The 26437-nt window shown below is 54.1% G+C and carries 29 protein-coding genes; 22 read left to right on the top strand and 7 right to left on the bottom strand.

Features of this window, described 5'->3' with window-relative positions:
* The first annotated feature begins 13 nt into the window (after positions 1-13).
* Positions 14-760, top strand: a complete 747-nt coding sequence (gene fucR / locus MKleb_RS24960) for an L-fucose operon activator (RefSeq protein ID WP_025108485.1) — start codon at positions 14-16, stop codon at positions 758-760.
* Here fucR and aaeR read toward each other — a convergent pair.
* Positions 757-1686, bottom strand: coding sequence for an HTH-type transcriptional activator AaeR (aaeR, locus tag MKleb_RS24955; protein ID WP_004854659.1), 930 nt, complete (start codon positions 1684-1686; stop codon positions 757-759). The genes fucR and aaeR overlap by 4 nt on opposite strands.
* A gap of 131 nt (positions 1687-1817) precedes the next feature.
* On the opposite strand from aaeR, the gene aaeX reads away from it, so the two are divergent.
* The 4 genes from aaeX to MKleb_RS24935 all read left to right on the top strand — a co-directional run bounded on the left by aaeX (position 1818) and on the right by MKleb_RS24935 (position 5349).
* Positions 1818-2021, top strand: a complete 204-nt coding sequence (gene aaeX, locus MKleb_RS24950; RefSeq protein WP_002918640.1) for a p-hydroxybenzoic acid efflux pump operon protein AaeX — start codon at positions 1818-1820, stop codon at positions 2019-2021.
* Positions 2022-2028: 7 nt separating this feature from the next.
* Entirely contained in the window at positions 2029-2961 is a 933-nt protein-coding gene (gene aaeA / locus MKleb_RS24945; protein WP_217076314.1) for a p-hydroxybenzoic acid efflux pump subunit AaeA, read from the top strand.
* Positions 2962-2966: 5 nt separating this feature from the next.
* The gene (aaeB, locus tag MKleb_RS24940; RefSeq protein WP_217076313.1) at positions 2967-4934 is read left to right on the top strand and encodes a p-hydroxybenzoic acid efflux pump subunit AaeB; all 1968 of its coding nucleotides are present in this window, start codon (positions 2967-2969) and stop codon (positions 4932-4934) included.
* Positions 4935-5073: 139 nt separating this feature from the next.
* Entirely contained in the window at positions 5074-5349 is a 276-nt protein-coding gene (locus MKleb_RS24935; RefSeq protein WP_025108484.1) for a barstar family protein, read from the top strand.
* Positions 5350-5399: 50 nt separating this feature from the next.
* Here the strand turns inward: MKleb_RS24935 and yhcN-B are convergent, their stop codons facing one another.
* From yhcN-B to argR, 3 genes are all read right to left on the bottom strand, one after another.
* On the bottom strand, positions 5400-5666 hold the full coding sequence (gene yhcN-B / locus MKleb_RS24930) for a DUF1471 family stress response protein YhcN-B (protein ID WP_004106229.1): 267 nt from the start codon (positions 5664-5666) through the stop codon (positions 5400-5402).
* A gap of 102 nt (positions 5667-5768) precedes the next feature.
* Positions 5769-6032, bottom strand: a complete 264-nt coding sequence (yhcN, locus tag MKleb_RS24925; protein ID WP_004106226.1) for a peroxide/acid stress response protein YhcN — start codon at positions 6030-6032, stop codon at positions 5769-5771.
* A 354-nt stretch (positions 6033-6386) separates the two neighbouring features.
* Positions 6387-6857, bottom strand: coding sequence for a transcriptional regulator ArgR (gene argR, locus MKleb_RS24920; protein ID WP_004106225.1), 471 nt, complete (start codon positions 6855-6857; stop codon positions 6387-6389).
* 413 nt (positions 6858-7270) lie between these two features.
* On the opposite strand from argR, the gene mdh reads away from it, so the two are divergent.
* The 10 genes from mdh to MKleb_RS24870 all read left to right on the top strand — a co-directional run bounded on the left by mdh (position 7271) and on the right by MKleb_RS24870 (position 17253).
* Positions 7271-8209 (top strand): malate dehydrogenase, encoded by a 939-nt coding sequence (gene mdh / locus MKleb_RS24915; RefSeq protein ID WP_004854646.1) that lies wholly within the window; start codon positions 7271-7273, stop codon positions 8207-8209.
* A 131-nt stretch (positions 8210-8340) separates the two neighbouring features.
* The gene (locus tag MKleb_RS24910; protein WP_025108483.1) at positions 8341-8985 is read left to right on the top strand and encodes a GntR family transcriptional regulator; all 645 of its coding nucleotides are present in this window, start codon (positions 8341-8343) and stop codon (positions 8983-8985) included.
* Positions 8957-9622: a GntR family transcriptional regulator gene (locus MKleb_RS24905; RefSeq protein WP_014227009.1), complete on the top strand. Its 666-nt coding sequence runs from the start codon at positions 8957-8959 to the stop codon at positions 9620-9622. Before MKleb_RS24910 ends, MKleb_RS24905 begins: the two co-directional genes overlap by 29 nt.
* A gap of 210 nt (positions 9623-9832) precedes the next feature.
* Positions 9833-11101 (top strand): SLC13 family permease, encoded by a 1269-nt coding sequence (locus MKleb_RS24900; RefSeq protein WP_025108482.1) that lies wholly within the window; start codon positions 9833-9835, stop codon positions 11099-11101.
* Positions 11102-11133: 32 nt separating this feature from the next.
* Entirely contained in the window at positions 11134-12033 is a 900-nt protein-coding gene (gene ttdA, locus MKleb_RS24895) for a L(+)-tartrate dehydratase subunit alpha (RefSeq protein ID WP_025108481.1), read from the top strand.
* Positions 12033-12650 carry a L(+)-tartrate dehydratase subunit beta gene (gene ttdB / locus MKleb_RS24890; protein ID WP_014227006.1) on the top strand — a complete coding sequence of 206 codons (618 nt, stop codon included), beginning with the start codon at positions 12033-12035 and terminating at the stop codon, positions 12648-12650. The genes ttdA and ttdB overlap by 1 nt, the downstream gene beginning before the upstream one ends.
* A gap of 346 nt (positions 12651-12996) precedes the next feature.
* Positions 12997-13245, top strand: a complete 249-nt coding sequence (locus tag MKleb_RS24885; protein WP_025108480.1) for an oxaloacetate decarboxylase subunit gamma — start codon at positions 12997-12999, stop codon at positions 13243-13245.
* 15 nt (positions 13246-13260) lie between these two features.
* Positions 13261-15018, top strand: coding sequence for a sodium-extruding oxaloacetate decarboxylase subunit alpha (oadA, locus tag MKleb_RS24880; protein ID WP_108703544.1), 1758 nt, complete (start codon positions 13261-13263; stop codon positions 15016-15018).
* A 15-nt stretch (positions 15019-15033) separates the two neighbouring features.
* On the top strand, positions 15034-16335 hold the full coding sequence (locus MKleb_RS24875; RefSeq protein WP_025108511.1) for an oxaloacetate decarboxylase subunit beta: 1302 nt from the start codon (positions 15034-15036) through the stop codon (positions 16333-16335).
* 213 nt (positions 16336-16548) lie between these two features.
* Entirely contained in the window at positions 16549-17253 is a 705-nt protein-coding gene (locus tag MKleb_RS24870; protein WP_025108158.1) for a triphosphoribosyl-dephospho-CoA synthase, read from the top strand.
* A 27-nt stretch (positions 17254-17280) separates the two neighbouring features.
* Here the strand turns inward: MKleb_RS24870 and degS are convergent, their stop codons facing one another.
* The 3 genes from degS to zapG form a co-directional block, all read right to left on the bottom strand.
* Positions 17281-18342 carry an outer membrane-stress sensor serine endopeptidase DegS gene (gene degS / locus MKleb_RS24865; protein ID WP_009651894.1) on the bottom strand — a complete coding sequence of 354 codons (1062 nt, stop codon included), beginning with the start codon at positions 18340-18342 and terminating at the stop codon, positions 17281-17283.
* 86 nt (positions 18343-18428) lie between these two features.
* Positions 18429-19796: a serine endoprotease DegQ gene (degQ, locus tag MKleb_RS24860; RefSeq protein WP_014226999.1), complete on the bottom strand. Its 1368-nt coding sequence runs from the start codon at positions 19794-19796 to the stop codon at positions 18429-18431.
* A gap of 172 nt (positions 19797-19968) precedes the next feature.
* Positions 19969-20367 carry a Z-ring associated protein ZapG gene (gene zapG / locus MKleb_RS24855; protein ID WP_004854637.1) on the bottom strand — a complete coding sequence of 133 codons (399 nt, stop codon included), beginning with the start codon at positions 20365-20367 and terminating at the stop codon, positions 19969-19971.
* A 190-nt stretch (positions 20368-20557) separates the two neighbouring features.
* Here zapG and zapE point away from each other — a divergent pair, with 190 nt between their 5' ends.
* From zapE to MKleb_RS24820, 7 genes are all read left to right on the top strand, one after another.
* Positions 20558-21691: a cell division protein ZapE gene (gene zapE / locus MKleb_RS24850; protein WP_025108157.1), complete on the top strand. Its 1134-nt coding sequence runs from the start codon at positions 20558-20560 to the stop codon at positions 21689-21691.
* A 219-nt stretch (positions 21692-21910) separates the two neighbouring features.
* Positions 21911-22339: a 50S ribosomal protein L13 gene (gene rplM, locus MKleb_RS24845; protein ID WP_004106200.1), complete on the top strand. Its 429-nt coding sequence runs from the start codon at positions 21911-21913 to the stop codon at positions 22337-22339.
* Positions 22340-22354: 15 nt separating this feature from the next.
* Positions 22355-22747 carry a 30S ribosomal protein S9 gene (gene rpsI, locus MKleb_RS24840; protein ID WP_000829815.1) on the top strand — a complete coding sequence of 131 codons (393 nt, stop codon included), beginning with the start codon at positions 22355-22357 and terminating at the stop codon, positions 22745-22747.
* A gap of 311 nt (positions 22748-23058) precedes the next feature.
* On the top strand, positions 23059-23697 hold the full coding sequence (gene sspA / locus MKleb_RS24835; protein ID WP_014226997.1) for a stringent starvation protein SspA: 639 nt from the start codon (positions 23059-23061) through the stop codon (positions 23695-23697).
* Between the two features lie 3 nt (positions 23698-23700).
* On the top strand, positions 23701-24189 hold the full coding sequence (sspB, locus tag MKleb_RS24830; protein ID WP_014226996.1) for a ClpXP protease specificity-enhancing factor: 489 nt from the start codon (positions 23701-23703) through the stop codon (positions 24187-24189).
* 751 nt (positions 24190-24940) lie between these two features.
* Positions 24941-25618: a DUF1120 domain-containing protein gene (locus MKleb_RS24825; RefSeq protein ID WP_025108156.1), complete on the top strand. Its 678-nt coding sequence runs from the start codon at positions 24941-24943 to the stop codon at positions 25616-25618.
* 106 nt (positions 25619-25724) lie between these two features.
* Complete coding sequence (locus MKleb_RS24820) at positions 25725-26435, top strand: fimbria/pilus chaperone family protein (RefSeq protein ID WP_416381396.1); 711 nt, start codon at positions 25725-25727, stop codon at positions 26433-26435.
* Positions 26436-26437: the final 2 nt, after the last annotated feature.

The following is a 26437-nucleotide window of genomic DNA, read 5'->3' as shown; positions in this document are numbered from 1 at the left end:
CCGCGGAGTCGCGATGAAAGCCGCGCGTCAGCAGCAGATAGTCGAACTACTCAACCAGCATCACACCTTAACCACCGAAGCGTTGTCCCATCTGCTGCAGGTCAGTATCGAGACCATTCGTCGCGATTTGAGCGAGCTGCAGAAGCAGGGGCGTCTTCAGCGTAGCCACGGGCAGGCGCGCGTTCTCCAGCGTAACAATCACAACGGCGAGAAGCCTTTTCATAGCCGCGTGAAAAGCCATTATGCCCATAAATCTGATATCGCGCGTACGGCGCTGGCGTGGATTGATGAAGGAATGACGATCGCCCTGGATGCCAGCTCAACCTGCTGGTTTCTGGCGCGTCAGCTACCGAATATGACCCTGACGGTGTTTACCAATAGCCATCCGGTCTGCGTAGAGCTGGGCCGCCGTGAGCGGATCCAGCTGATCAGCGCCGGGGGGCAGCTCCTGCGTCAGTATGGTTATTACGTTAATCCGGCGCTGTTCTCTCAGGTCAAATCGCTGGAGATCGATCTGTTTATTTTTTCCTGCGAGGGGATCGATAACGATGGCGTACTCTGGGATTCCAGCGCCAATAATGCCGCCTACAAATCGCTGCTTCTGAAACGGGCGGCACAGTCGCTATTATTAATCGACAAAAGCAAATTTGATCGTTCCGGCGAGGTGCGTATCGGCAATCTCCGCGACGTAACGCAGATTATTTCCGATGCCGGGCCCGATAATCTGTTCTTACCCTCTGTGGCGGGCTCGGGCCGCTAGCGGGCAATCCCCCGGCCGTGCATCCCCTGGTAAATCTTCGCCACCCCGACGAAATACTCAGTCAGGTAATTAATGCATACCTGTACCTTCAGCGGCAGCTTATCTTTCTCGGTATACAGCGCGTATACCGGTCGCGGATCGGACTGGTAGCTCGGCAGCAGGATCTCCAGTTCGCCGCGGTTGATCTCTTCGATCGCCCACATCAGCGGAACGTAAGCCACGCCGACGCCTGCCGTCAGCCAGCGCACCAGCGTCATCGGATCGTTGGTGACGAATCTGCCCTGAGGGATCAGCTTGGTTGAAATCCCTTCCGGAGCGATGATTTCAAATTCGTTATCCGGCCGGACGCTGTATTCCAGCCACGAGTGGCTGGCGAGATCCGCCGGTTTTTCCGGACATCCGGCGTGCTGAAGGTAGCTTTTTGCCGCGCAGAGCACCATCGGCATGGAGCCCAGGCGGCGGGAAAAGAGGCTGGAATCCTGCAGCGCTCCCACGCGAATAACCACATCCAGGCCGTCCGCAATCAGGTCCGGCGCGGGAATGCCTGTGACCAGATTGATTGAGAGACCCGGGTGCTCTTTGAGCATATCGGCGGTTATGCGAGCCAGGACATTCTGTGCCATAGTTGAAGAACAGCCGATGCGCAGCGTACCGATGGGCGTATTGTTAAACGCGTACAGCTGCTCATGGACATCCTGGACTTCGAACAGCATTCGCCGACAGCCTTGATAATATATTTTTCCCGCTTCTGTTAAGCCAAGGCTGCGCGTACTGCGGTTGAGTAGCTTAACCTGCAGTTCATCTTCCAGTTTGGCTACCGTCTGGCTGATGGAAGAAACGCTCATCTGGAGCTGGCGGGCCGCGGCGGTGAATGAACCTAATTCGACCACTCTGGCAAAAACGGACATGCGTTTTAATCGTTCCATTATTCACTCTGGCTTAAAAGTGATTTAGATCACACATTATAGATAAGACCGCAATTGTTACGTTACTATATAGTTAGCTTAATAATAAACGCATCGCGCATATCACCTGTACGCTTCTTATCAAGGTCATCATGAGTCTGTTTCCTGTCATTGTGATTTTCGGCTTGTCGTTTCCGCCGATCTTCTTTGAATTGCTATTGTCGCTAGCCATCTTCTGGCTGGTGCACCGCCTGCTGGTTCCAACGGGCATCTATGATTTTGTCTGGCACCCGGCACTGTTTAATACCGCGCTATATTGCTGCCTGTTTTATCTGATATCACGTTTGTTCGTTTGAGGTTGATGTGAAAACACTAACAAGAAATATCCTCCGTACCGCAATCACTGTGATACTGGTTATCCTTGCATTTATGGCGATTTTTCGCGCATGGGTGTATTACACCGCCTCGCCCTGGACGCGCGATGCGCGTTTTAGTGCGGATATTGTGGCCATCGCTCCCGATGTCTCCGGCCTGATTTCGCAGGTGAATATCAAGGATAACCAACTGGTTAAGAAAGACCAGGTTTTGTTCGTCATTGACCAGCCGCGTTACCAGAAGGCGTTAGCCGAGGCTGAAGCCGATGTCTCCTACTATCAGACTCTGGCGCAGGAGAAACGCGTCGAAGCCGGCCGTCGTAACCGCCTTGGCGTCCAGGCCATGTCCCGGGAAGAGATAGACCAGGCGAATAACGTTCTGCAAACCGTTGAGCATCAATTAGCCAAAGCGACGGCAAGTCGCGACCTGGCGAAGCTTGACCTTGAACGTACGGTGATTCGCGCCCCGGCCGACGGCTGGGTGACCAACCTGAACGTTTACCGCGGCGAGTTTATCACCCGAGGCTCCACCGCGGTTGCGCTGGTGAAGCAGAATACCTTCTACGTTATGGCCTATCTTGAAGAGACCAAGCTTGAGGGCGTGCGCCCCGGTTTTCGTGCTGAAATTACCACGCTGGGAAGCGTACACACCCTCAGGGGCACCGTCGACAGCATTGCTGCAGGCGTCACCAATGCCAGCAGCAGCAGCGATTCAAAAGGGCTAGCCTCTATTGATTCTAACCTTGAATGGGTACGTCTGGCACAGCGGGTGCCGGTACGTATTCGCCTCGATCAACAGCAGGGCAATCTCTGGCCTGCGGGTACCACCGCGACGGTGGTGATTACAGGTAAAGAGGATCGCGATACTCGCCAGGCAAACTTCTTCCAGAAACTGGCGATGCGCCTGCGTGAGTTCGGTTAATCGCCATGGGGATCTTCACCATTGAACTCCGGCATCTCCGCTTCGCCGTTAAGTTAGCCTGCGCGGTGGTGCTGGCGTTATTCGTCGGTTTTCATTTTCAGCTGGAAACGCCGCGCTGGGCGGTGCTTACCGCCGCCATCGTTGCTGCCGGCCCGGCGTTTGCCGCAGGCGGGGAGCCTTACTCCGGGGCGATCCGCTATCGCGGGATGCTGCGTATTGCCGGCACCTTTATCGGCTGTATCGCCGCGCTGGCGATCATCATCCTGATGATCCGCGCCCCGCTGCTGATGGTGCTGGTATGCTGCCTGTGGGCCGGATTCTGCACCTGGATCTCCTCGCTGGTGCGGGTTGAGAACTCCTATGCCTGGGGCCTGGCGGGCTATACCGCGCTTATCATTATTATCACCATTCATGAAGAGCCGATGCTGGCGCCGCAGTTCGCCGTTGAGCGATGCAGTGAGATTGTCATCGGTATCGTCAGCGCCATTGTGGCCGACCTGCTGTTTTCTCCGCGTTCGATTAAAAAAGAGATCGGCCTTGAACTGGATAATCTGCTGATCGATCACTATCGCCTGATGCAGCTTTGCGTGGCGCATGGTGATAAAGATGACGTCGATAAGGCCTGGAGCGCGCTGGTGCGTCGTACCAACGGGCTGGAAGGGATGCGCGGCAACTTGATCATGGAGTCCTCGCGCTGGGCAAAAGTGAATCAGCGGCTGAAGGCGATCAATACCCTCTCTCTGACCTTAATTACTCAGGCCTGTGAAACCTATTTGATTCAGAATACCCGGCCTGAGATGGTGACGGATGATTACCGCGAGCTGTTTGCTGAACCGGTCGAGACCGTGCAGGACGTGCACCGCCAGCTAAAGCGGATGCGCCGCTTCTTGACCTGGAAGGGAGAGCACAATACGCCGGTAACAATCTACAGCTGGGTAGGCGCTGCGACGCGCTATCTGCTTTTGAAGCGGGGCGTGGTCGGCAATACCAAAATCAGCCGTATTGAAGAAGAAGTGCTGCAAGGCGAAGTGGTGGTGAAGGCGGAATCCGCCGAGCGGCACCATGCGATGGTCAACTTTTGGCGTACGTCTATCTCCTGTATCCTCGGTACGCTGTTCTGGCTGTGGACCGGCTGGACTTCAGGAAGCGGGGCGATGGTCATGATTGCGGTTGTCACGGCCTTAGCGATGCGTTTACCTAATCCGCGGATGGTAGCTATCGATTTCCTCTACGGCACGCTGGCGGCGTTACCGCTGGGGGCGCTGTTTTTCCTCGTGATTATGCCCGCGACGCAGCAAAGTATGCTGCTGCTGTGTATCAGCCTGGCGGTGATGGCCTTTTTTATCGGCATCGAGGTACAAAAGCGGCGGCTCGGTTCGCTGGGGGCGCTGGCCAGCACCATTAATATTCTGGTGCTCGACAATCCGATGAAGTTTGAATTCAACCAGTTTCTTGATAGTGCCCTGGGCCAGATTGTCGGATGCTTCCTTGCGCTGATGGTGATCCTGCTGGTGCGTGATAATTCGCAGGCCCGCACCGGCCGCGTGCTGCTCAACCAGTTTGTCTCGGCGGCGGTATCATCGCTGACCACCAATATGGCGCGACGTAAAGAGAACCACTTGCCGGCCCTGTATCGTCAGCTCTTTTTGTTGCTGAATAAATTCCCTGGCGATATCGCCCGCTTTCGTCTGGCGCTGACCCTGATTATCGCGCATCAGCGTCTGCGCGATGCGCCGGTACCGATAAATGACGATCTGTCGGCCTTTCACCGGCAGCTGCGACGTACCGCGGATCGCGTCATTTCAGCCAGTAGTGATGATAAGCGCCGCTACTATTTTGCCCGCTTGCTTGATGAACTGGATATCTACCAGCAAAAATTACAGCACTGGGAAGCCTCTCCGCAGGTGACCGAGCCGGTACGAAGGCTGGTGGAGATGCTGCATAAGTACCAGCATGTGTTAACCAACAGCTAGCCGCCAGAACCGACGCCGAAGCGTCGGTTTTTTTATCGCTATACTTAACGCTCAGAGTATGAATTCCGCCGTCAGAGTGGAACTACACGCCGGGATGACCGGGCTATGAAAAGTTGCAGGTGTGGACGGGATGCGGGCAATGACTACCTATACCTTTGATTTTGATGAAATAGCTGAGCAGCAGGATTTTTATCGTGAGTTTTCTCGTACCTTTGCTTTAGCGCGTGAGAAAGTGAATAACCTGGATTCTCTGTGGGAAGCCGTGACCGCCGGGCTGTTACCCTTACCGCTGGAGATTGAGTTTATTCATTTAAGCGATTATCAGCGCCGGCGTTTCGGCGCGTTAATTCTGCTCTTTGATGAGGCGGAAGAGGAGCTGGAAGGGGAGCTGCGTTTTAATGTGCGGCAGTCATAAAAAAGCCCCCGACGGAGCGGGGGCAAGTCGTCGGATAAGACGACGAGGGTTTATTTGTACAGCTCAGCCGTAGCGTGCCAGTTATCGCCGGTACGGGCTTCAATAATACGGTAGCTGCTGGCGCCTTCTTTCTCAGCTTTAGCCGCCAGTTCCTGACGCATATCCATCGGCGCGCTGCCTACCTGAGAAACGGAAACGGTGCCCATGGACTGCAGATTTTGCGCCTGTTCGGCGTTCACTTGATTAACGGCGGCGTTTGCGCCGAAAGAGAGAACGGAAGCCAGACCCAGGGATGCGATGATAATTGCGCTTTTCATAATTTTTTCTCCAACCTTAATATTTGCAGCGGCGGGAGGCTTAATGAACCTGGGGCCGCTGGAGAGATTCTGTTTCAGTTAATGACCGACAATCGTTAAATCTTATTTATAAAGTTCAGCCGTTGCGTGCCAGTGGTCACCGGTACGTGCTTCAATAATGCGGTATGAAGAAGCACCTTCTTCTTGTGCTTTTTTGTTCAGCATTTCGTGCATATCCATCGGGGAAGAACTTACCGCGCCGACGGAAACGGTGCCGATTGCCTGACGGCCTTGAGCCTGTTCGCTGTTGATAGAGTCAGCGGCGAAGGCGCCGAAAGACAGAACGGAAAGGATGCTTAATGCTGCTACAGTGGTTTTGATTTTCATGATGTTCACCTCGTCGAATCTTTTTGTTGGGGGTCTTTGTTTCGTGACCCTCATCACAAAATCAAGTATACACTAATCACTGAAAATATTAATACCTTGCTAATTGTTTTTCATGTAAATAATTACAAAGAAATGTCTTTTTTATAACATATAAGAATTAGAAATGTCTTTTCTTCGCCATGCTTGGTCATTATGGCTAATAAAATCATAAGGATAGGTGAATTTGATCTTTTGTGCGCTTAAGCCGGTTTCATCACGTAAATGAATGTATAGAAGCGGAAAAACACACAAAATGTTAAAGAAATGATAATTTTTTGAAGGGATACCCTCCGGCGCTAACCAGAGGGAAGGGCATCAGAGTTCCTGCTCAAACAGGACGAGAATGGCGTCATGCAGCTCTTTAACGGTAAAACCTCTGGCCGGGGTGGTAAAGATAGTGTCATCACCCGCAATGCTGCCGAGAATCCCTTCGGCTTTGCCAAGGGAGTCCAGAAGCCGGGCGATCAGCTGCGCTGCGCCTGGGCTGGTATGAATAACCACGACCGAATCGTTATAATCGATATCCAGCACCAGGTTTTTTAGCGGGCTGGAGGTCGTCGGGACGCCAAGCTCGGCGGGCAGGCAGTAAACCATTTCCATTTTGGCGTTACGCGTGCGTACGGCGCCAAACTTGGTGAGCATACGTGAGACTTTCGATTGGTTGATATTATCGAAGCCTTCCTCTTGCAGGGCCTGAACGATTTCACCTTGAGAGCTGAATTTCTCTTCTTTAAGCAGCGCTTTAAACGCTTTAACCAGTTCTTCTTGTTTTGCCGAACTACGCATAAGTCACCCAATTATGGTGGTAAAAACAACATCATTATGCATAGACATGCATTTTTATGCAAATAATCCGCAGGGGAGAAGCGTAAATAATGTTATGAAGGGCGCATATTTTAGCAAAAAACCCTAATAAGGAACATGCTTTCGTCACGGCGCGCAAATTGCCACAAAAGTAAATGAAATGTTATTAAATGATGTTGTTCTGCTCAATGTGCTGGGTGTATTGTAACCAACAGTCGATCCGGTACTACGCTTTGCTGGATGGTCAGTCTCAGGGAGGAAAATGCGAAGCTGCTGCATCGCTGCGCACGACCACGCATTCTTCAGCCATAATTATTGTAATTGTTCATCTTGTGAATTAAGGTCCAGGCGACGGAGTAACGAAAGACTATTTTAACCATAATAAGGAGTTTAGGATGAAAGTTGCAGTCCTCGGCGCCGCTGGTGGAATTGGCCAGGCGCTTGCCCTACTACTTAAGACCCAACTGCCTTCAGGTTCAGAACTCTCGTTGTACGACATTGCTCCGGTAACCCCGGGCGTGGCGGTTGATCTAAGCCATATCCCTACCGATGTAAAAATCAAAGGTTTTTCCGGCGAAGACGCCACCCCTGCGCTGGAAGGCGCTGATGTGGTGCTGATATCCGCGGGCGTAGCGCGTAAGCCCGGCATGGATCGCTCCGATTTATTCAATGTTAATGCCGGTATTGTGAAAAATCTGGTACAGCAAATCGCCAAAACCTGTCCGCAGGCCTGCGTCGGGGTGATTACCAACCCGGTGAACACCACCGTGGCGATTGCCGCAGAAGTGCTGAAAAAAGCCGGTGTTTACGATAAGAACAAGCTCTTTGGCGTCACAACGCTGGATATTATCCGCTCGAATACCTTTGTTGCCGAACTGAAAGGCAAATCTTCATCAGATGTTGAGGTTCCGGTGATTGGCGGCCACTCAGGCGTGACTATCCTTCCTTTATTGTCACAAATTCCGGGCGTCAGCTTCAGCGAGCAGGAAGTGGCCGATTTAACTAAGCGCATTCAAAACGCCGGTACTGAAGTTGTGGAAGCAAAAGCCGGTGGCGGTTCAGCAACGCTCTCGATGGGACAGGCCGCCGCGCGATTCGGTCTCTCCTTAGTTCGCGCCATGCAGGGAGAGAAAGGGGTAGTGGAATGCGCCTACGTTGAAGGTGATGGTCAATATGCCCGTTTCTTCTCACAGCCGCTGCTGTTAGGCAAAAATGGCGTAGAGCAGCGTCAGTCTATCGGCACGCTGAGCGCGTTTGAGCAGCAGGCGCTGGAGGGGATGCTGGATACGCTGAAGAAAGATATCGCCCTTGGCGAAGACTTTGTGAATAAATAACGTTTCATGAAAAGAAAAGCCGGAGCCTGGGTTCCGGCTTTTTTATGGCTTTCTCCCACCCCTGAATGACTCAACCTGCTGGTAAATCTGCTAAACTCCCCGCGTCTTGAGCGGTAATAAACGAGGACGTTGTGAAAAAAATCGAAAGAAAGCAGACCAGGGACCACATTACGCAAATGCTCCGTTACGAGATCCTTTCCGGTAGCATGAAACCGGGGGATGAACTCGCGCAGGAGAGTATTGCCGAACAGCTGGGGCTTTCTCGTATGCCGGTTCGGGAAGCGCTACAGGCCCTTGAGCAGGAAGGGTTTCTGGTGCGTTTGCCAAACCGCCATATGCAGGTCGCAAGGCTGGCGCCTGACCACGTCAGCCATATTTTCCGGGCCATTGCGGTGATGGCAACGGAGCTTTTTTCATTGGTACCCGCAGCGGCGGGCGAATCGTTGGCGGCCAGCGCGCGCGCGCTGGGGCATCCCGGTGAGCGAGCGCGAGAGCTGGCGTTCCACGAGACGCTCATTTCTTATATTGATAATCGCTATCTGGAAAAAATTTATCAGCAGTTTTTGGATGGTTATATCGGTTATGTCATTCTGTATCTGAAAGAGGATAATCAAGAGTCGGCGCAAATACTCAGCTCTCTGATGGAGGCTATTCGTCAGGGCGATCGCGCCGAGATCGCGCAGGAAACGCAGCGTTATTTCCTCTCTCTGGCAGAAATAATGCGTCAACACATGAAGGATTGGGAAAGTGCAGAAGCCTCGATTAGGGAAAATTAAGCTTCTTTCAGCGAAAGAGCAGGTCGCGGCAGTATTACGTAAAGCTATACTGTCGCGAGATTTAGTTGAAGGGCAAGAAATTACCCTTGAAGGGATCGCCACCATGGTCGGCGTGTCCAGTATGCCCGTGCGTGAAGCGTTTCAGATACTGGCTGCGGATGGGCTGATTAAAGTCCGGCCCAATAAAGGGGCGGTCGTGCTGGGAATTAACGAACAAACGATCCGCGAGCATTATGAGATTCGCGCGCTGCTGGAGAGTGAAGCAGTCGCTAAAGCGTGTCGTCCCGGGACGGACATTTCGCGCATTGCCGAAGTGCATTACTCTGCGGAAAAAGCGCTGGCGGAAAATAACTCAGCTGAATATTCAGACCTGAACCAGGCGTTTCATATGGAGATATGGAACGCGGCGGGAAATGGCAAAATGAAGCTGCTGCTCAGCAATATGTGGAACGGGCTTTCGATGGGGCATAAGGTCACTGAGGAAGAGTACGCGATCATTTCCATCCGCGAGCACAAGGGGATTTTACAGGCCCTGGAGCAGCATAATGAAGCGCTGGCGCGCCAGCGAATGCGCGAGCATATTATCCGTTCGATGGAGAACATGCTAACGCGCTACGTCGAAGAACCCTCCGCTTGATCGCATCGCCTGTAGGACCGCTGCAGGCGCCTTACTTATTCATTTCATAAATAAGTTTCGATAAGTGACTGCTTTCGCAAGATTTTGATAAAGATCTCAATCCTGAAGCTTTCGAAAAAAACGCGTTGACTTACTCTTTGTATGGGAATAATTTCCCTCCCGTCAATATTGGATACAATATCATATATCATTGATGGGATAACTATAAATATGGAACCGATTACCATTACCCTATGTTTGCTGGTGTTTGCTATCGCCATGTTCGTGTGGGAAAAAATCCCCCTCGCGGTCACATCTATGGTGGTTTGCGTCGCGCTGGTGCTTACCGGCGTGCTCAATCTCAAGCAGGCTTTCGCCGGCTTTATCGACACCAACGTTATTCTCTTCGTCGCCATGTTTATCGTCGGCGGGGCGCTATTTGAAACCGGAATGGCGAATAAGGTGGGGGGCGTGATTACGCGCTTCGCGAAAACGGAAAAACAGCTGATTTTTACCATTATGGTCGTGGTTGGCGTGATGTCCGGTTTTCTCTCCAATACCGGTACCGCAGCCGTACTGATCCCGGTCGTTATCGGCGTGGCGGCGAAATCAGGCTTTGCCCGTTCCCGGTTGCTGATGCCTCTGGTTTTTGCCGCCGCGCTCGGCGGTAACCTGTCGTTGATTGGCGCGCCGGGCAACCTGATTGCGCAGTCAGCTTTGCAGAATATTGGCAGCGGTTTTGGCTTTTTTGAATATGCCAAAGTCGGTTTACCGATGCTGATTTGCGGCGTTATTTACTTCCTGACCATCGGCTATAAATTCCTGCCCAATCACCCGAACAGCGGTGCAGTTGGCAGCATCGGTGAACAGCGCGATTACAGCCACGTACCGCGCTGGAAGCAGATCCTCTCTTTGGTTGTTCTGATCGCCACGATCCTCGGCATGATTTTCGAAAAGCAGACCGGTGTGAGTCTGGCGGTAGCGGGCTGTATCGGCGCGCTGGTGCTGGTGGTTACCGGCGTACTTACAGAAAGGCAGGCCTATAAAGCCATTGATTCTCAGACCATTTTTATCTTCGGCGGCACGCTGGCGCTGGCGAAAGCGCTGGAAATGACCGGGGCGGGAAAACTGGTGGCGGATCACGTGATTGGCATGCTGGGGCAAAACTCTTCGCCGTTTATGCTGCTGGTGGTGGTCTTTGCGCTGTCCATCATTATGACTAACTTCATGTCCAACACCGCGACCGTCGCGCTGTTAGTACCGGTGAGCCTGTCGATTGCCGCGGGCATGGGCGCCGATCCTCGTGCGGTGCTAATGGCGACGGTTATCGGCAGTTCTTGCGCCTACGCTACGCCAATCGGTATGCCTGCCAACATGATGGTGCTGTCGGCAGGTGGCTATAAGTTTGTCGACTACGCCAAATCCGGCATCCCTCTGATTATCGTTTCCACCATTGTCAGCCTGATTCTGCTGCCAATCCTTTTCCCTTTTCATCCGTAATGAACGGAAGCTGTCCTGACTAAGGAGCCTGTATGAGCAAAAGTGAACAGATATCCCATATGACCAATGTGATGGCCAAATTTGTGGGGTATACCGGCAAAGTCTTACCTGATGACGTCACTGCAAAACTGGAAGATTTGCATAAAAAAGAGACCAGTAAACTGGCTGACGTCATCTTTATGACCATGATTGAGAACCAGCGTCTGGCAAAGGAGCTGGATCGCCCTTCCTGCCAGGATACCGGCGTGATTCAGTTTCTGGTGGAGTGCGGGGCGAACTTCCCGCTGATCGGCGAGCTGGAAGCGCTGCTGCGTGAAGCGGTGATTAAAGCGACCGTGGATTCCCCGCTGCGCCACAACAGCGTTGAGACTTTTGATGAATACAATACCGGCAAAAACGTGGGTAAAGGCACGCCGACGGTGTTCTGGGAGATTGTCCCCAATTCTGACCAGTGCAGCATTTATACCTATATGGCTGGCGGCGGCTGTTCCCTGCCGGGGAAAGCGATGGTGCTGATGCCGGGCGCGGGTTATGAAGGCGTTACCCGCTTTGTTCTCGACGTGATGACCAGCTACGGTTTGAACGCGTGTCCGCCGCTGCTGGTCGGCGTGGGCGTGGCGACCTCCGTTGAAACGGCGGCGCTGTTGTCGAAAAAAGCGCTGATGCGTCCGATCGGTTCGCATAATGAAAATGAACGTGCGGCCTCGCTGGAAAAAATGCTGGAAGACGGTATTAACAAAATTGGCCTTGGGCCGCAGGGGATGTCCGGTAATACCTCCGTTATGGGCGTGAATATTGAAAACACCGCGCGTCATCCTTCCACCATTGGGGTGGCGGTGAACGTGGGCTGCTGGTCACACCGGAAAGGGCATATCGTTTTTGATAAAGACTTGAACTACACCATTATGTCTCACAGCGGAGTGAATTTCTGATGACGAAAAAAATCCTTACTACGCCAATTAAAGATGAAGATTTAGCCGATATTAAGGCTGGCGATATTATTTATCTCAATGGCCATATTGTTACCTGTCGTGATGTGGCGCACCGTCGCTTAATTGAAGGTGGCCGCGAATTACCCGTTGATGTTAGCGGCGGCGCTATTTTACACGCCGGGCCTATTGTCCGTCCGATTAAAGGCGAAGACGATAAGTTTGAAATGGTCTCCGTCGGACCAACGACCAGCATGCGCATGGAAAAATTCGAAAAAGAATTTATTGCAAAGACCGGCGTGAAATTAATTGTTGGTAAAGGCGGTATGGGCAAGGGCACTGAAGAGGGCTGCGCGGAGCATAAAGCGCTGCACTGCGTATTCCCGGCCGGCTGCGCGGTAGTGGCTGCGGTGTGCGTCGAAGAAATTGAAGATGCGCAGTGGCGCGATCTGGGTATGCCGGAAACGCTGTGGGTATGTCGGGTGAAAGAGTTTGGCCCGTTAATTGTTTCTATTGATACTCATGGTAATAACCTGTTTGAACAGAACAAAGTTATTTTCAATCAGCGTAAAGAGATTGTCGCTGATGAAATATGCCAGAACGTAAGCTTTATCAAATAATCTGGATGATATCATTCGCACGATAATGATGGCGTGATGTTTATGACGATAATAAACAGGGGCTCTGACCGGGCGGTCCAGGGAAATCCACCCTTATTATTTTCGTTATATACCCAAAAGATTTCGAGTTGCTTTGAGGCGGCAAGGGAGAGACAAATTCGTCTGGAACGAATTTGAACAGCCAAAGGCTGCCTCTGGTGAGGGACATGGATGTCCCTCATTACATCCCCGGGAGCTTACGCAAGTAAGTGACTGGGGGGAACGAAGCTGGCCAACAAAGAAGCAATTTGAAAGATGACGGGGATAAATAACATCATTATCGTGCCTCCTGCCCGAAGGCTATTTTATGACTGATGCAGCACTGCTATTAGGTGAAGGCTTCACCCTGATGTTTCTCGGCATGGGGTTCGTGCTGGCGTTTCTGTTTCTGCTGATTTTCGCCATCCGCGGCATGTCCGCCGCCGTCAACCGCTTCTTCCCCGAACCGGCTCCCGCGCCGAAGGCCGCACCCGCCGCCGCGCCCGCTGACGACTTCGCCCGCCTGGTGCCGGTGATTGCCGCCGCTATCCACCACCATCGCCGACTTAACCCTTAATTCACGGAGGAATCCATGACCGTTGCCATTACCGATGTCGTCCTGCGCGACGCCCACCAGTCCCTTTTCGCCACCCGCCTGCGCCTCGACGATATGCTCCCCGTTGCGGCCGCCCTCGATGACGCGGGCTACTGGTCCCTTGAATGCTGGGGCGGCGCCACCTTTGACGCCTGCATCCGCTTCCTCGGCGAGGACCCCTGGGTCCGCCTGCGCGAGCTCAAAAAGGCCATGCCGAAGACCCCGCTGCAGATGCTGCTCCGCGGCCAGAACCTGCTCGGCTACCGCCACTACGCCGATGACGTGGTGCAGCGCTTCGTCGAGCGCGCCGTCAAAAACGGCATGGACGTGTTCCGCGTCTTCGACGCCATGAACGACCCGCGCAATATGCAGGCCGCCCTGCAGGCGGTGCGCAGCCACGGCGCCCACGCCCAGGGCACGCTCTCCTACACCACCAGCCCGGCCCACACCCTGCAGACCTGGCTCGACCTGACCGAACAGCTGCTGGAGACCGGCGTCGATTCCATCGCGATTAAGGACATGTCCGGCATTCTCACCCCGATGGCGGCCTTCGAGCTGGTGAGCGAAATCAAAAAACGCTATGACGTCAGGCTGCACCTGCATGCTCATGCCACCACCGGGATGGCGGAGATGGCCCTGCTGAAGGCGATTGAAGCGGGGGTTGACGGCGTGGACACCGCCATCTCTTCCATGAGCGCCACCTACGGCCACCCGGCCACCGAGGCGCTGGTGGCGACGCTGGCAGGCACAAAACATGACACCGGGCTGGATATCCTGAAGCTTGAGAGCATCGCGGCGTACTTCCGCGAGGTGCGCAGGAAATACCACGCCTTTGAAGGCCAGCTGAAGGGCACCGACAGCCGTATCCTCGTGGCCCAGGTGCCGGGCGGGATGCTCACCAACCTTGAGGGCCAGCTGAAGCAGCAGAACGCCGCCCACCGTCTGGATGAGGTGCTGGCGGAAATCCCCCGGGTGCGCGAGGACCTCGGCTTTATCCCGCTGGTCACTCCGACCTCGCAGATTGTCGGCACCCAGGCGGTGCTTAACGTGCTGACCGGCGAACGCTACAGAACCATCGCGAAGGAGACCGCCGGGATACTGAAGGGCGAGTACGGCCACACCCCGGTGCCGGTCAACGCGGCATTACAGGCGCGCGTGCTGGACGGAGCAGAGGCCATCACCTGCCGTCCGGCGGACCTGCTGAAGCCGGAGCTGGCGCAGCTGGAAGCCGACGTGAAGCGCCAGGCGCAGGAGAAGAGTATTCAGCTTGCCGACAACGCCATCGACGACGTGCTCACCGTAGCCCTGTTCCCGCAGGTCGGCCTGAGGTTCCTGGAGAACCGCCACAACCCGGCGGCCTTTGAGCCGGTACCGCAGGTGGAAGCTGCGCAGCCTGCTGCTGCCCCGGTAAAAGCTGCCGCCTCCGGCGTCTACACCGTGGAAGTGGAAGGCAAGGCCTTTGTGGTGAAGGTCAGCGACGGCGGCGATATCAGCCCGCTGACGGCAGCGGCCCCCGTTCAGGCCACGGCCCCCGCAGCTGCCGGCACCCCGGTGACCGCGCCGCTGGCGGGCACCATCTGGAAGGTCATTGCCACGGAAGGCCAGGCGGTGGCCGGGGGCGACGTGCTGCTGATTCTGGAAGCCATGAAGATGGAAACCGAAATCCGCGCCGCGCAGGCCGGGACCGTGCGCGGTATCGCGGTGAAATCCGGGGACGCGGTGGCGGTGGGCGACACCCTGCTGAGCCTGGCGTAAGGAAGAGGAACGGAAATGGAAAGTCTGAACGCCCTGATTCAGGGCATGGGGCTGATGCACCTCGGCGCCGGCCAGGCCGTCATGCTGCTGGTGAGCCTGCTGCTGCTGTGGCTGGCCATCGCGAGGAAGTTCGAGCCGCTGCTGCTGCTGCCGATTGGCTTCGGCGGCCTGCTGTCGAATATCCCGGAGGCCGGGCTGGCGCTGACCGCCCTGGAGAGCCTGCTGGCGCACCACGACGCCGGGCAGCTGGCGGTGATTGCCGCGAAGCTCCACTGTACGCCGGATGTCCACGCCATCAGGGAGGCGCTGGCGCTGGCGCTGCCGTCGGTGCAGGGGCAGATGGAGGACCTCGCCGCGGATATGGGCTACTCCGCCGGGGTGCTGGCCATCTTCTATAAGGTCGCCATCGGCTCGGGTATCGCCCCGCTGGTGATTTTTATGGGCGTCGGGGCGATGACCGACTTCGGCCCGCTGCTGGCCAACCCGCGGACCCTGCTGCTGGGGGCGGCGGCGCAGTTCGGCATCTTCGCCACGGTGCTGGGGGCGCTGACGCTGAACTACTTCGGCATCATCAGCTTCACCCTGCCGCAGGCGGCGGCCATCGGCATCATCGGCGGCGCGGACGGCCCGACGGCGATTTATCTGTCGGGCAAGCTGGCGCCGGAATTACTCGGGGCCATCGCGGTGGCGGCGTACTCGTATATGGCGCTGGTGCCGTTAATCCAGCCGCCGATTATGAAGGCGCTGACCAGCGAGAAGGAGCGGAAAATCCGCATGGTGCAGCTGCGCACGGTGAGTAAGCGGGAAAAAATCCTCTTTCCGGCGGTGCTGCTGCTGCTGGTGGCGCTGCTGCTGCCGGACGCGGCGCCGCTGCTGGGGATGTTCTGCTTCGGCAACCTGATGCGCGAGAGCGGGGTGGTGGAGCGCCTGAGCGACACGGTGCAGAACGGGCTGATAAATATCGTGACCATTTTCCTCGGGCTGTCGGTGGGGGCCAAGCTGGTGGCGGACAAGTTCCTGCAGCCGCAGACGCTGGGGATACTGGTGCTGGGGGTGATTGCGTTCTGCGTGGGGACGGCGGCGGGGGTGCTGATGGCAAAGCTGCTGAACCTGTGCAGCCGGAACAAAATCAACCCGCTGATTGGCTCGGCCGGGGTGTCGGCGGTGCCGATGGCGGCCAGGGTGTCAAACAAAGTGGGTCTGGAGTCGGACGCGCAGAACTTCCTGCTGATGCACGCGATGGGCCCGAACGTGGCGGGGGTGATTGGCTCGGCGATTGCCGCCGGGGTGATGCTCAAGTACGTGCTGGCGATGTAAATCGTTACCTTTCCCGGAGGCGGCGCGCTGCGCCTGTCCGGGCTACCGGATCGCAGACGGCTGTAAACCTGTAGCCCGGGTAAGGCGTCAGCCGCGACCCGGGGATTATCCCGGAGGCGGCGCTTAACGCGCCTTGTCCGGGCTACCAGACTGCACGGACCCGTAGCCCGGTCAGCGCAGCGCCACCGGGAGATTTCCTATAAGGAGGCTTTGATGAATGAAACCATAACATTACGCCCCGAAAGCAGGGCATCGATATCGACAAAGGGTGTGGTCGTGGATGACATGCTGGCGTCGCTCAACGAGCTCGAGCAACTGCATCCGGCGCTGAATCTGCTGGCGCATCCATCAATCGGTCAGGGGAGTCATGATTTCTTTTTCCAGTGTTATGACGCTGGCGTACAGCATGCGCAAGCGGGAGTCGCTGAAACGGTATCAGCGCTGCCTGATTCGCTGTCACATGAGCAGCAAAGATGCGCGCTGCTGTGTGCCGCAGCGGGTCGCCTGAATGCCCTGGGCCAGCCGCTGACGCACAATCGTCTATGCGATCTGGCCGGTCAGTATTGCGCCAGCGTGGCGGATGCTGATGCCGAAACCCGCAGCGGTTTTTATACCGTACGCAGCATATCGCTGCCGGTTTACCGGCGGCTGCTGCGGGATAAGCATCCTTCTGGCATCTGTCTGCAGCAGGCGCTGCTGCACCTGCTGGCCTGGAAGAGCGATTCCCCCTGGGCCCGGCAGCAGGCTCAACGGTTGCTCTGGCAGGGCGGCGTTCTGGGGGATAAAGGCGAGTTTGCGCTCATGACGCTGGATGACGAGCTGCGGGAGCGCCAGTTTGCGTGGCCTGACCTGCGGTCGCTGCTGGCCATAACCGGGTTTCTGGCAACATTCCCGGCCGGGCCGCTATTTGCTGATTGAAAGGTGCTCCCCCTGCGGGGGAGCCTGTTAATTGGTTGCCGGATATTCCTGTACGGCGATATGCAGCGTGATTTTTTTATCGTCGCGCATAATCACCACCGGAATTTCCGAACCCGGACGAATCTCTGCGACCTGATCCATGGTTTCGAGGGCGGAAACGGCGGGCTTGTCGTTAACGGAAATAATCACGTCGTTGGCGCGGATACCCGCCTGGGCGGCCGGGCCTTCCGGCGCAACATCATTCACCACAATCCCCTGCAGCTGATCGATACCGCCGCCGCCCTGCGCATGCATCGGCGCAATTTCGCGGCCGCTGATCCCTATATAGCCGCGAATCACGCGGCCATCGCGGATCAGCTTATCCATAATCTTGGTTGCCAGCTGGAAGGGGATCGCAAAGCCGATGCCCTCCGGCGTTTCGCCGTCGTTGCTTTTATCAAATGACAGGGTGTTGATACCCATAAGCTCGCCCAGCGAGTTCACCAGCGCGCCGCCTGAGTTACCGTGGTTGATCGACGCGTCGGTCTGCAGGAAGTTCTGGCGCCCGGTGGGGTTCAGGCCGATACGGCCGGTGGCGCTGATAATGCCCTGGGTAATGGTTTGCCCGAGGTTGTACGGGTTGCCAATCGCCAGCACGACGTCACCGATATGCGGCACGCGTTTCGGATTAATCGGAATGACCGGCAGGCCGCCGCTGGCGTTGATTTTTAATACCGCCAGATCGGTGAGGGTATCGGAGCCGACCAGCAGTGCTTCAAAGACCCGTCCATCCTGCAGAGCAACAATAATCTGGTCGGCATCGTTGATAACGTGCTTATTGGTCAGGATATAGCCGCGCTGATCCATGATCACGCCGGAACCGAGCGTTAGCTGGTTATGGCTGGTGCTGTTGAGGGCGCGGTTATAGACGTTCACGACCGCTGGGGCGGCGCGGCGAACGGCGGAATTATAGCTGGCGGGGGATTCATCCGCGCTATCGTACTGCGTGGTCGGCGAAAGCTGCCACTGGCGCAGCGAAGGCATAACGGCCAGCAGCAGGCCGCCGACAATCAAACCGATAAGTATCGAACGTAAAAACTTTCCAGGCATGATGCAGATATCGTTGATGGATAGACAGGCGCAGCATAACACGTCTTGTCCGGACATCGCACTGCACGCGATGCCCGGAAGGCGAGTTAACGCAGCAGCAGATAGATGCTTTCGCTGCCGCGAATGACGTTCAGCGCAATCACCGTCGGTTTGCTTTCGAGCACTTTGCGCAGTTCGGCAATGGAGCGCACGCGCTCGCGGTTGAGGCCAATAATGATATCGTCTTTATGCAGGCCCGCCTGCGCGGCCGGGCTGCCTTTATCGACATTATCAATGACGATGCCTTTGGTTCCGTCTTTCATCTGACCGTCGCTTAACGATGCGCCCTGCAGGGCCGGTGCGATAAGCTCGGCGCTGGCGGAAGAAGAGGTGCTCTTGTCCAGAGTGACTTCCACTTCAACGGGTTTTCCTTCGCGCAAGAGTCCTAGCTTCACTTTGGTGCCCGGCTCGGTCGTGGCGATGCGTGAACGCAGTTCGGCGAAGCTGTTGAGCGGTTTACCGTTGAGGCTGACGATAACGTCACCAGATTTAATTCCCGCTTTGGCCGATCCGGAGTTTGGCAGCACCTCGCTGACGAACGCGCCGCGCTGGACGTCAAGGTTCATCGCTTTGGCGATATCCGCGCTCATTTCCATACCTTTAATACCCAGCAGGCCGCGTTTGATTTCACCAAACTGAATAAGCTGCTGGGAGAGGATTTTCGCCATATTGCTGGGGATCGCGAAGCCAATGCCGACGCTGCCGCCGCCCGGGGCCAGAATAGCGGTATTGATACCAATCAGCTCGCCGTTGAGGTTCAGCAGCGCGCCGCCGGAGTTGCCGCGGTTGATTGAGGCATCAGTCTGGATAAAGTTCTCCAGCCCCTCAAGGTTCAGGCCGCTGCGGCCAAGGGCTGAAATAATCCCTGAAGTGGCGGTCTGGCCCAGGCCAAACGGGTTACCGACGGCGACGGCGAAGTCGCCCACCCGCAGTTTATCGGAGTCGGCGATCGCGATTTGCGTCAGGTTGCTGGGTTTTTGCAGCTGCAGCAGGGCGATATCGCTCTGCTCGTCGCTGCCGACCAGTTTGGCATCGAACTCACGCCCGTCGTTGAGCTGGACGCTGATTTTCTGGGCCTGATTAATGACGTGATTATTGGTCAGCACGTAGCCTTTTGCAGCGTCAATAATGACCCCTGAGCCCAGGCCTTCAAAAGGCTGCGCCTGCTCTTGCGGCGCGTTGTCGCCAAAGTACTTCTTCAGCTCTTCCGGCATATTTTGCGCGGGTGACGCGGTACCCTCAACCTGTACGCTCACCACCGCCGGCAACACTTTCTCCAGCATCGGCGCGAGGCTTGGCAACGCGCCCTGACCGGGAACCTGTGTCGGTAAAGACGCTGCTGCCGGAGGTAAGGCGGACAACGACAACCCAATGCTTAACGCTAACGCACTCAACAGCAAAGTCGGTTTATTCATTAGTTGCTGGCTCTCGTAACCTAAGGTGTATGGTAAACGTCCCGAATGGCCTGATGTTATTGAATTTTCGACCCGGTAACAACGTGGGCAATCGTTAAATTGTAGCTGGGATGGAAGGTGGAAACGGGCGCAGAGGGTGCGCCCGGAAAATATTTTTACTGTCGTTGCCGGTTTAGTCGCGCTTTACACCGCCGCGCAGCAGACCGGATGCGCCTTCAGAGTAGTCGCGCGGCATCTGGACCGGGGCCTGATCGTTGCCCGCTTCGGACTCTTCCAGACGATTGCGGAACGGATTGGCGTCCGCCATGCTGTCCGGCAGCAGGTTGTTGGAGCTTTTCGCCATATGCTGATACAGCTGGCGGTAATCATGCGCCATGTTATCCAGCAGCTCTGCGCTCCGGGCAAAATGGCTCACCAGCTCTTCGCGGTACTCTTCCAGCTCTGCTTTATTCTTTTCCAGTTCGAACTGCAGCGCCTGCTGTTGGCGTAATTTGCGATTGCCAAAACGCATAGCGACGGCGCCGATAATGATGCCGACAACTAGCCCAATTAGCGCGTATTCCCAGGTCATGAACATCTCCCGTTGTTTTGTGGTTCCGTAGGGTGGCTGTGAGGCTCTCCGCCTGCGCCCGATAGTGCCACTATAACCGCTAATTCCACAGAAGTGGAATCCTGGCGTATCATCACGTAGTGTAGAGCGGCCTTTTTTTCGTCAATCGTGAGCTACGGCATTACGGTTTTCAAGGAATAACAATTAGATCATGCAAAGCCTGTCCCCAACATCGCGTTACCTTTCCTCTCTCAAGGAGGGGAGCCATCAACCTGACGACGTCCAGCGAGAAGCGGTCAGCCGCCTCGATACGATTTATCAAGAACTGCAGAATAAACCTTCGGTCGCGCCGCAAACCGGCGGCGGCCTGCGGGCCAAATTCGGCAAACTGCTGGGCAAGCGCGAACCCGTTGCCGAAACGGCTGCCGTTCGCGGCCTCTATATGTGGGGCGGCGTCGGCAGAGGAAAAACCTGGTTGATGGATCTGTTCTATCAAAGTTTGCCGGGGGAACGTAAACAACGTCTGCACTTTCATCGCTTTATGCTGCGGGTTCATGAAGAGTTAACGTCGCTGCAGGGGCACAGCGATCCGCTGGAAATCGTCGCGGATCGCTTTAAAGCTGAAACCGATGTGCTCTGCTTCGATGAGTTTTTCGTTTCTGATATTACCGATGCAATGCTGCTGGGCGGCCTGATGAAAGCGCTGTTTGCCCGCGGCATAACCCTGGTGGCGACGTCGAATATTCCGCCTGACGAGCTGTACCGCAACGGCCTTCAGCGCGCTCGTTTCCTGCCCGCCATCGACGCCATTAAACAGCATTGCGATGTGATGAACGTCGACGCCGGTATTGATTACCGCCTGCGCACGCTAACCCAGGCGCATTTGTGGCTGTCGCCGCTGAACGCTGAGACGCAGCAGCAGATGGATAAACTGTGGCTGGCGCTGGCGGGGGCGAAGCGCGAGCAGATGCCAACGCTGGAGATCAACCATCGCCCGCTGCCGACGCTGGGCGTTGAGAACCAGACGCTGGCGGCTTCCTTCGCCACGCTGTGCGTGGATGCGCGTAGCCAGCACGACTATATTGCGCTCTCACGTCTGTTTCATACCGTGATGCTCTTTGATGTGCCGGTGATGACCGGACTGATGGAGAGCGAGGCGCGGCGCTTTATCGCCCTGGTCGATGAGTTCTATGAGCGCCACGTCAAGCTGGTGGTCAGCGCGGCGGTACCGCTGTATGAGATCTATCAGGGCGAGAGATTAAAATTCGAGTTCCAGCGCTGTTTATCGCGCCTGCAGGAGATGCAGAGCGAGGAGTATCTGAAGCGGGAACACCTGGCGGGGTAAAACCGGGGACAAATCACATAAAGGGGTCGATCTTTGACCCCGACTTCTCTATAATCTTGCGACCCCACGTTACGAGAAGGTTTTTTTCCCAAAACTTTCTATGTGCCGGCATAGGCTATTCGAAGGGGTAGGTTTGCTGGACAATGTCGTGTGAACCTCAACTGACTAAACGTTTGGGTGTTCACCAACGTGTAACTTATTTATTTGGGTAAGCTTTTAATGAAAACTTTTACAGCTAAACCAGAAACCGTAAAACGCGACTGGTATGTTGTTGACGCGACCGGTAAAACTCTGGGCCGTCTGGCTTCCGAACTGGCTCTGCGCCTGCGCGGCAAGCATAAAGCGGAATACACTCCGCACGTTGATACCGGTGATTACATCATCGTTCTGAACGCAGAAAAAGTTGCTGTAACCGGCAACAAGCGCGAAGACAAAATGTACTACCACCACACCGGCCACATCGGTGGTATCAAAGAAGCGACCTTTGAAGAGATGATTGCCCGCCGTCCTGAGCGTGTGATTGAAATCGCGGTTAAAGGCATGCTGCCAAAAGGCCCGCTGGGTCGTGCTATGTACCGTAAGCTGAAAGTTTACGCGGGTAACGAGCACAACCACGCGGCACAGCAACCGCAAGTTCTTGACATCTAATCGGGATTATAGGCAATGGCTGAAAATCAATACTACGGCACCGGTCGCCGCAAAAGTTCCGCAGCTCGCGTTTTCATCAAACCGGGCAACGGTAAAATCGTTATCAACCAGCGTTCTCTGGAACAGTACTTCGGTCGTGAAACTGCCCGCATGGTAGTTCGTCAGCCGCTGGAACTGGTCGACATGGTTGAGAAATTAGATCTGTACATTACCGTTAAAGGTGGTGGTATCTCTGGTCAGGCTGGTGCGATCCGTCACGGTATCACCCGCGCTCTGATGGAGTACGATGAGTCCCTGCGTGGCGAACTGCGTAAAGCTGGCTTCGTTACTCGTGATGCTCGTCAGGTTGAACGTAAGAAAGTCGGCCTGCGTAAAGCACGTCGTCGTCCGCAGTTCTCCAAACGTTAATTGTTTTCTGCTCACGCAGAACAATTTGCGAAAAAACCCGCTTCGGCGGGTTTTTTTATGGATAAATTTGCCATTTTCCCTCTACAAACGCCCCATTATTACCACTTTTTCAGCATTTCCAGAATCCCCTCACCACAACGTCTTCAAAATCTGGTAAACTATCATCCAATTTTCTGCCCAAATGCAGGTGATTGTTCATTTTTTGTTTGGATGACGAACGAAATGAAGTCACGCAAATGGGGTTTTTACATCTGGCTGGCCATGCGTGGTCGGCAGCAGTACAAAAATTCTGAATATACCTGGAGGTTTTCATGGCTGTCGCTGCCAACAAACGTTCGGTAATGACGCTGTTTTCTGGTCCTACTGACATCTATAGCCATCAGGTCCGCATCGTGCTGGCCGAAAAAGGTGTTAGTTTTGAGATAGAGCACGTGGAGAAGGACAACCCGCCTCAGGATCTGATTGACCTCAACCCGAATCAAAGCGTACCGACGCTTGTGGATCGTGAGCTCACTCTGTGGGAATCTCGCATCATTATGGAATACCTGGATGAGCGTTTCCCGCATCCGCCGCTAATGCCGGTTTATCCGGTTGCGCGTGGGGAAAGCCGTCTGTACATGCACCGTATCGAAAAGGACTGGTATTCGTTGATGAATACCATTCAGACCGGTACCGCTGCGCAGGCTGATACTGCGCGTAAGCAGCTGCGTGAAGAACTGCAGGCGATTGCGCCAGTATTCACCCAGAAGCCCTACTTCCTGAGCGATGAGTTCAGCCTGGTAGACTGCTACCTGGCACCGCTGCTGTGGCGTCTGCCGGTTCTCGGCGTAGAGCTGGTCGGTGCTGGCGCGAAAGAGCTCAAAGGCTATATGACTCGCGTGTTTGAGCGCGACTCTTTCCTCGCTTCTTTAACTGAAGCCGAACGTGAAATGCGTCTCGGTCGGGGCTAAATGATGGATGTATCACAGCTGACGCCGCGTCGCCCGTACCTGTTACGAGCGTTCTATGAGTGGCTGCTGGATAACCAGCTGACTCCGCATCTGGTCGTTGACGTCACTCTGCCGGGCGTAATGGTCCCGATGGAGTACGCTCGCGATGGGCAAATTGTTCTCAATATTGCCCCACGTGCTGTCGGTAACCTCGAGCTGGCCAACGACGAAGTGCGTTTTAACGCGCGCTTTGGCGGCGTGCCGCGCAATGTCTCCGTGCCGATGGCGGCCGTGCTGGCGGTTTACGCGCGCGAGAATGGTGCGGGAACCATGTTCGAACCAGAAGCGGCTTATGATGAAGATGTCACTAGCCTGAACGATGACGAAGAGCTGCCTGACAGCGAAACGGTCATGTCGGTGATCGATGGCGATAAGCCGGATAATCACGACGACGATCCTGACGATACGCCGCCTCCTCGCGGCGGCCGTCCGGCGCTGCGCGTCGTTAAATAATGTTTGCCAGGCCCTTCGGGGCCTGTTTTACTTTCTGCCATTCACCGTGATTACCGTAAAGCATCCCCGCTTTAATTCTCTATTTCATACTCTCCGATGCGGGTACGTGGCGTTGATTTCAAACTCCGCTAATAAACCTCATATTTCTACTACACTCCGTGTAGGGCTCCTGGGTTGATTGTATTCCCTTTCCACCCCCTTTTAAGTGTATATCCGCTATCTGGTACGTCTTTAATTAAGCTATTAAGCTGGGTTGCCGATGAGCGAAAGAGCTTGCTGAGTCTGTAATACATCAGGGGGTGGCTGAAATTATAATATAGTGCGAGAAATTTATGTGAATTTATTGAATTCATATAATTAATATTCTAGTGTTTGATATTAACTTATTTTCCTTGTAAATGACTGTTCGGAATAATGGTGTTTTATTGCCGCTATGATGATAAAATATATCAATATTATTTTTATCGTTTATGACGGTTTTATAATCAAAGTCAATGAATATCCATGTTAAGGCGCAAAATCGTTGGGTTTTTGCTACGATTCATTATTATTTTTTTTGTTTTCGTGAGTTGCAAAAAAGTAATCATAAGAATTAACTATTGATTAAGTTCTTCTACATTTAAAGTTAATTTTTCTAAGTGTATTTTATTGTACCCTTTAACGTATTATCCGTTTCGTATTTAAGACACGCTCTTTCTTTTAAAATGCGTTTATTAGATATGTAAATATATTATACGTTAAGGATTGACTCATGAAAAAAACACTTCTGGCTGCCATTCTGGCAATGAGCGCGACTTCGGCTATTGCTGCTAATCCTACTGCTGTATTAAAAGTAAAGGGTACTTTAACAAACGCAGCATGCACACCCACTCTGGATAATGGCGGCGTGGTGGACTATGGCACGATTAACCTCGGTGAATTATCTTCCACAGCGGTTAATCAGCTGGGGCAGAAAAATATCAACCTGACCATTAACTGTACTGCTGCAACCAAATTATCCTGGAATTTGATTGATGAGCGTAGCAGTTCTAATGCTAAATTAACCGTAGAAAATGCTACTGCTCTTGGTAACTCCCTTGATGACGATCGTGTGACTTACGGCGTGGGCAAAGCGGGTAACGTCAATATTGGTTCTTATGGCATGTTCGTAAAAGTGGATAGCGTAACCGCTGACGGCGAAGGTGTGACCGCTATTAGCGCTGATTATTATGACTCAGGTGTTAAGTGGGCCAAGAGCACCGGCGGTATCACCGCAGGCACTTTCCGCGACTTTTCTGTTGCGGCCTTCGGTTCTGAAGCTCCGGTTGCATTCAAAACCGCGACTTTCCCACTGGTAACGTCTCTGGCTATTCAAAACACCAGCACGCTGGCTATTACTGATGACACTGCGCTGGATGGTGAGCTGACTATCAGCCTGCGTTATCTGTAATTATTGATACCATAGGCTATTAATAAAATGGGAGCGACTATTTTGGGCTGCTCCCATTTTTATTGTCGTGGTTAACACGGGGTGTGAATTATCCAAGGGGTTTGTTTTGCGTTTTTTTAATTATTCATCTGCCAAAATTATTATTTGTTCTATTTTCTCTTTTGTCTCACTCTCTGTTTTTTCTGAAGGAATGGTGCCGGAAACAAGTTTATTAGTCATTGATGAGGCGACTCACAGTGGCACAATGAACGTGAAAAATACGGATGCGCACCCCGCATTATTGTATACAACGGTTGTTGATTTGCCTGATGAAAGTAAGGATTTAAAGCTGATACCTACGCAACCCGTGGTTCGCGTAGAACCCGGGCAAACGCAACAAATCCGTTTTATTCTGCAGAATAATAAACCATTGGACGTCGAGCATTTTAAACGCGTGACGTTTGAAGGCATTCCGCCAAAAAGTGAAAATAAAAGAATTAAAATCGGCTTCAATATTCGTCAGGATTTACCCGTGCTGATTCGCCCCGCGGGCCTTCCCGTTGTGACTGATGCGTGGAAGTATCTGCAGTGGTCAGGCTCAGGAAATACTGCAAAAGTCGTCAATCCTGATAAATATGTCGTTCGTCTGGCTCCCGAGATAGTTTTTCTTCCCTCTGGTACGAAGGGGCATATTAGTACAAGTTACATCTTGCCAGGAGAAACGTTAAATATCACCGTTTCAAAAAATATTAATGGTGATAATAAAGTTCAATTCTATCCTGCTAGCCGCTATGGTATTGAAGTGCCTAGTTTTATTTCGGACCTGAATGCAAAATAAGA

The sequence above is a fragment of the Klebsiella sp. PL-2018 genome (genome assembly GCF_019048985.1).
Classification (GTDB): Bacteria; Pseudomonadota; Gammaproteobacteria; order Enterobacterales; family Enterobacteriaceae; genus Klebsiella; species Klebsiella michiganensis.
Note: the sequence above shows the minus strand (reverse complement) of the source record. Positions and strands in the feature narration are given on the sequence as shown.

Excerpts from the sequence above, each read along its gene's own strand:
- fucR (WP_025108485.1), top strand. The coding sequence starts at position 14 with ATGAAAGCCGCGCGTCAGCAGCAGATAGTCGAACTACTCAACCAGCAT.
- aaeR (WP_004854659.1), bottom strand. The coding sequence starts at position 1,686 with ATGGAACGATTAAAACGCATGTCCGTTTTTGCCAGAGTGGTCGAATTA.
- aaeX (WP_002918640.1), top strand. The coding sequence starts at position 1,818 with ATGAGTCTGTTTCCTGTCATTGTGATTTTCGGCTTGTCGTTTCCGCCG.
- aaeB (WP_217076313.1), top strand. The coding sequence starts at position 2,967 with ATGGGGATCTTCACCATTGAACTCCGGCATCTCCGCTTCGCCGTTAAG.
- MKleb_RS24935 (WP_025108484.1), top strand. The coding sequence starts at position 5,074 with ATGACTACCTATACCTTTGATTTTGATGAAATAGCTGAGCAGCAGGAT.
- yhcN-B (WP_004106229.1), bottom strand. The coding sequence starts at position 5,666 with ATGAAAAGCGCAATTATCATCGCATCCCTGGGTCTGGCTTCCGTTCTC.
- yhcN (WP_004106226.1), bottom strand. The coding sequence starts at position 6,032 with ATGAAAATCAAAACCACTGTAGCAGCATTAAGCATCCTTTCCGTTCTG.
- argR (WP_004106225.1), bottom strand. The coding sequence starts at position 6,857 with ATGCGTAGTTCGGCAAAACAAGAAGAACTGGTTAAAGCGTTTAAAGCG.
- mdh (WP_004854646.1), top strand. The coding sequence starts at position 7,271 with ATGAAAGTTGCAGTCCTCGGCGCCGCTGGTGGAATTGGCCAGGCGCTT.
- MKleb_RS24900 (WP_025108482.1), top strand. The coding sequence starts at position 9,833 with ATGGAACCGATTACCATTACCCTATGTTTGCTGGTGTTTGCTATCGCC.
- ttdA (WP_025108481.1), top strand. The coding sequence starts at position 11,134 with ATGAGCAAAAGTGAACAGATATCCCATATGACCAATGTGATGGCCAAA.
- ttdB (WP_014227006.1), top strand. The coding sequence starts at position 12,033 with ATGACGAAAAAAATCCTTACTACGCCAATTAAAGATGAAGATTTAGCC.
- MKleb_RS24885 (WP_025108480.1), top strand. The coding sequence starts at position 12,997 with ATGACTGATGCAGCACTGCTATTAGGTGAAGGCTTCACCCTGATGTTT.
- oadA (WP_108703544.1), top strand. The coding sequence starts at position 13,261 with ATGACCGTTGCCATTACCGATGTCGTCCTGCGCGACGCCCACCAGTCC.
- MKleb_RS24875 (WP_025108511.1), top strand. The coding sequence starts at position 15,034 with ATGGAAAGTCTGAACGCCCTGATTCAGGGCATGGGGCTGATGCACCTC.
- MKleb_RS24870 (WP_025108158.1), top strand. The coding sequence starts at position 16,549 with ATGAATGAAACCATAACATTACGCCCCGAAAGCAGGGCATCGATATCG.
- degS (WP_009651894.1), bottom strand. The coding sequence starts at position 18,342 with ATGCCTGGAAAGTTTTTACGTTCGATACTTATCGGTTTGATTGTCGGC.
- degQ (WP_014226999.1), bottom strand. The coding sequence starts at position 19,796 with ATGAATAAACCGACTTTGCTGTTGAGTGCGTTAGCGTTAAGCATTGGG.
- zapG (WP_004854637.1), bottom strand. The coding sequence starts at position 20,367 with ATGACCTGGGAATACGCGCTAATTGGGCTAGTTGTCGGCATCATTATC.
- zapE (WP_025108157.1), top strand. The coding sequence starts at position 20,558 with ATGCAAAGCCTGTCCCCAACATCGCGTTACCTTTCCTCTCTCAAGGAG.
- rplM (WP_004106200.1), top strand. The coding sequence starts at position 21,911 with ATGAAAACTTTTACAGCTAAACCAGAAACCGTAAAACGCGACTGGTAT.
- rpsI (WP_000829815.1), top strand. The coding sequence starts at position 22,355 with ATGGCTGAAAATCAATACTACGGCACCGGTCGCCGCAAAAGTTCCGCA.
- sspA (WP_014226997.1), top strand. The coding sequence starts at position 23,059 with ATGGCTGTCGCTGCCAACAAACGTTCGGTAATGACGCTGTTTTCTGGT.
- sspB (WP_014226996.1), top strand. The coding sequence starts at position 23,701 with ATGGATGTATCACAGCTGACGCCGCGTCGCCCGTACCTGTTACGAGCG.
- MKleb_RS24825 (WP_025108156.1), top strand. The coding sequence starts at position 24,941 with ATGAAAAAAACACTTCTGGCTGCCATTCTGGCAATGAGCGCGACTTCG.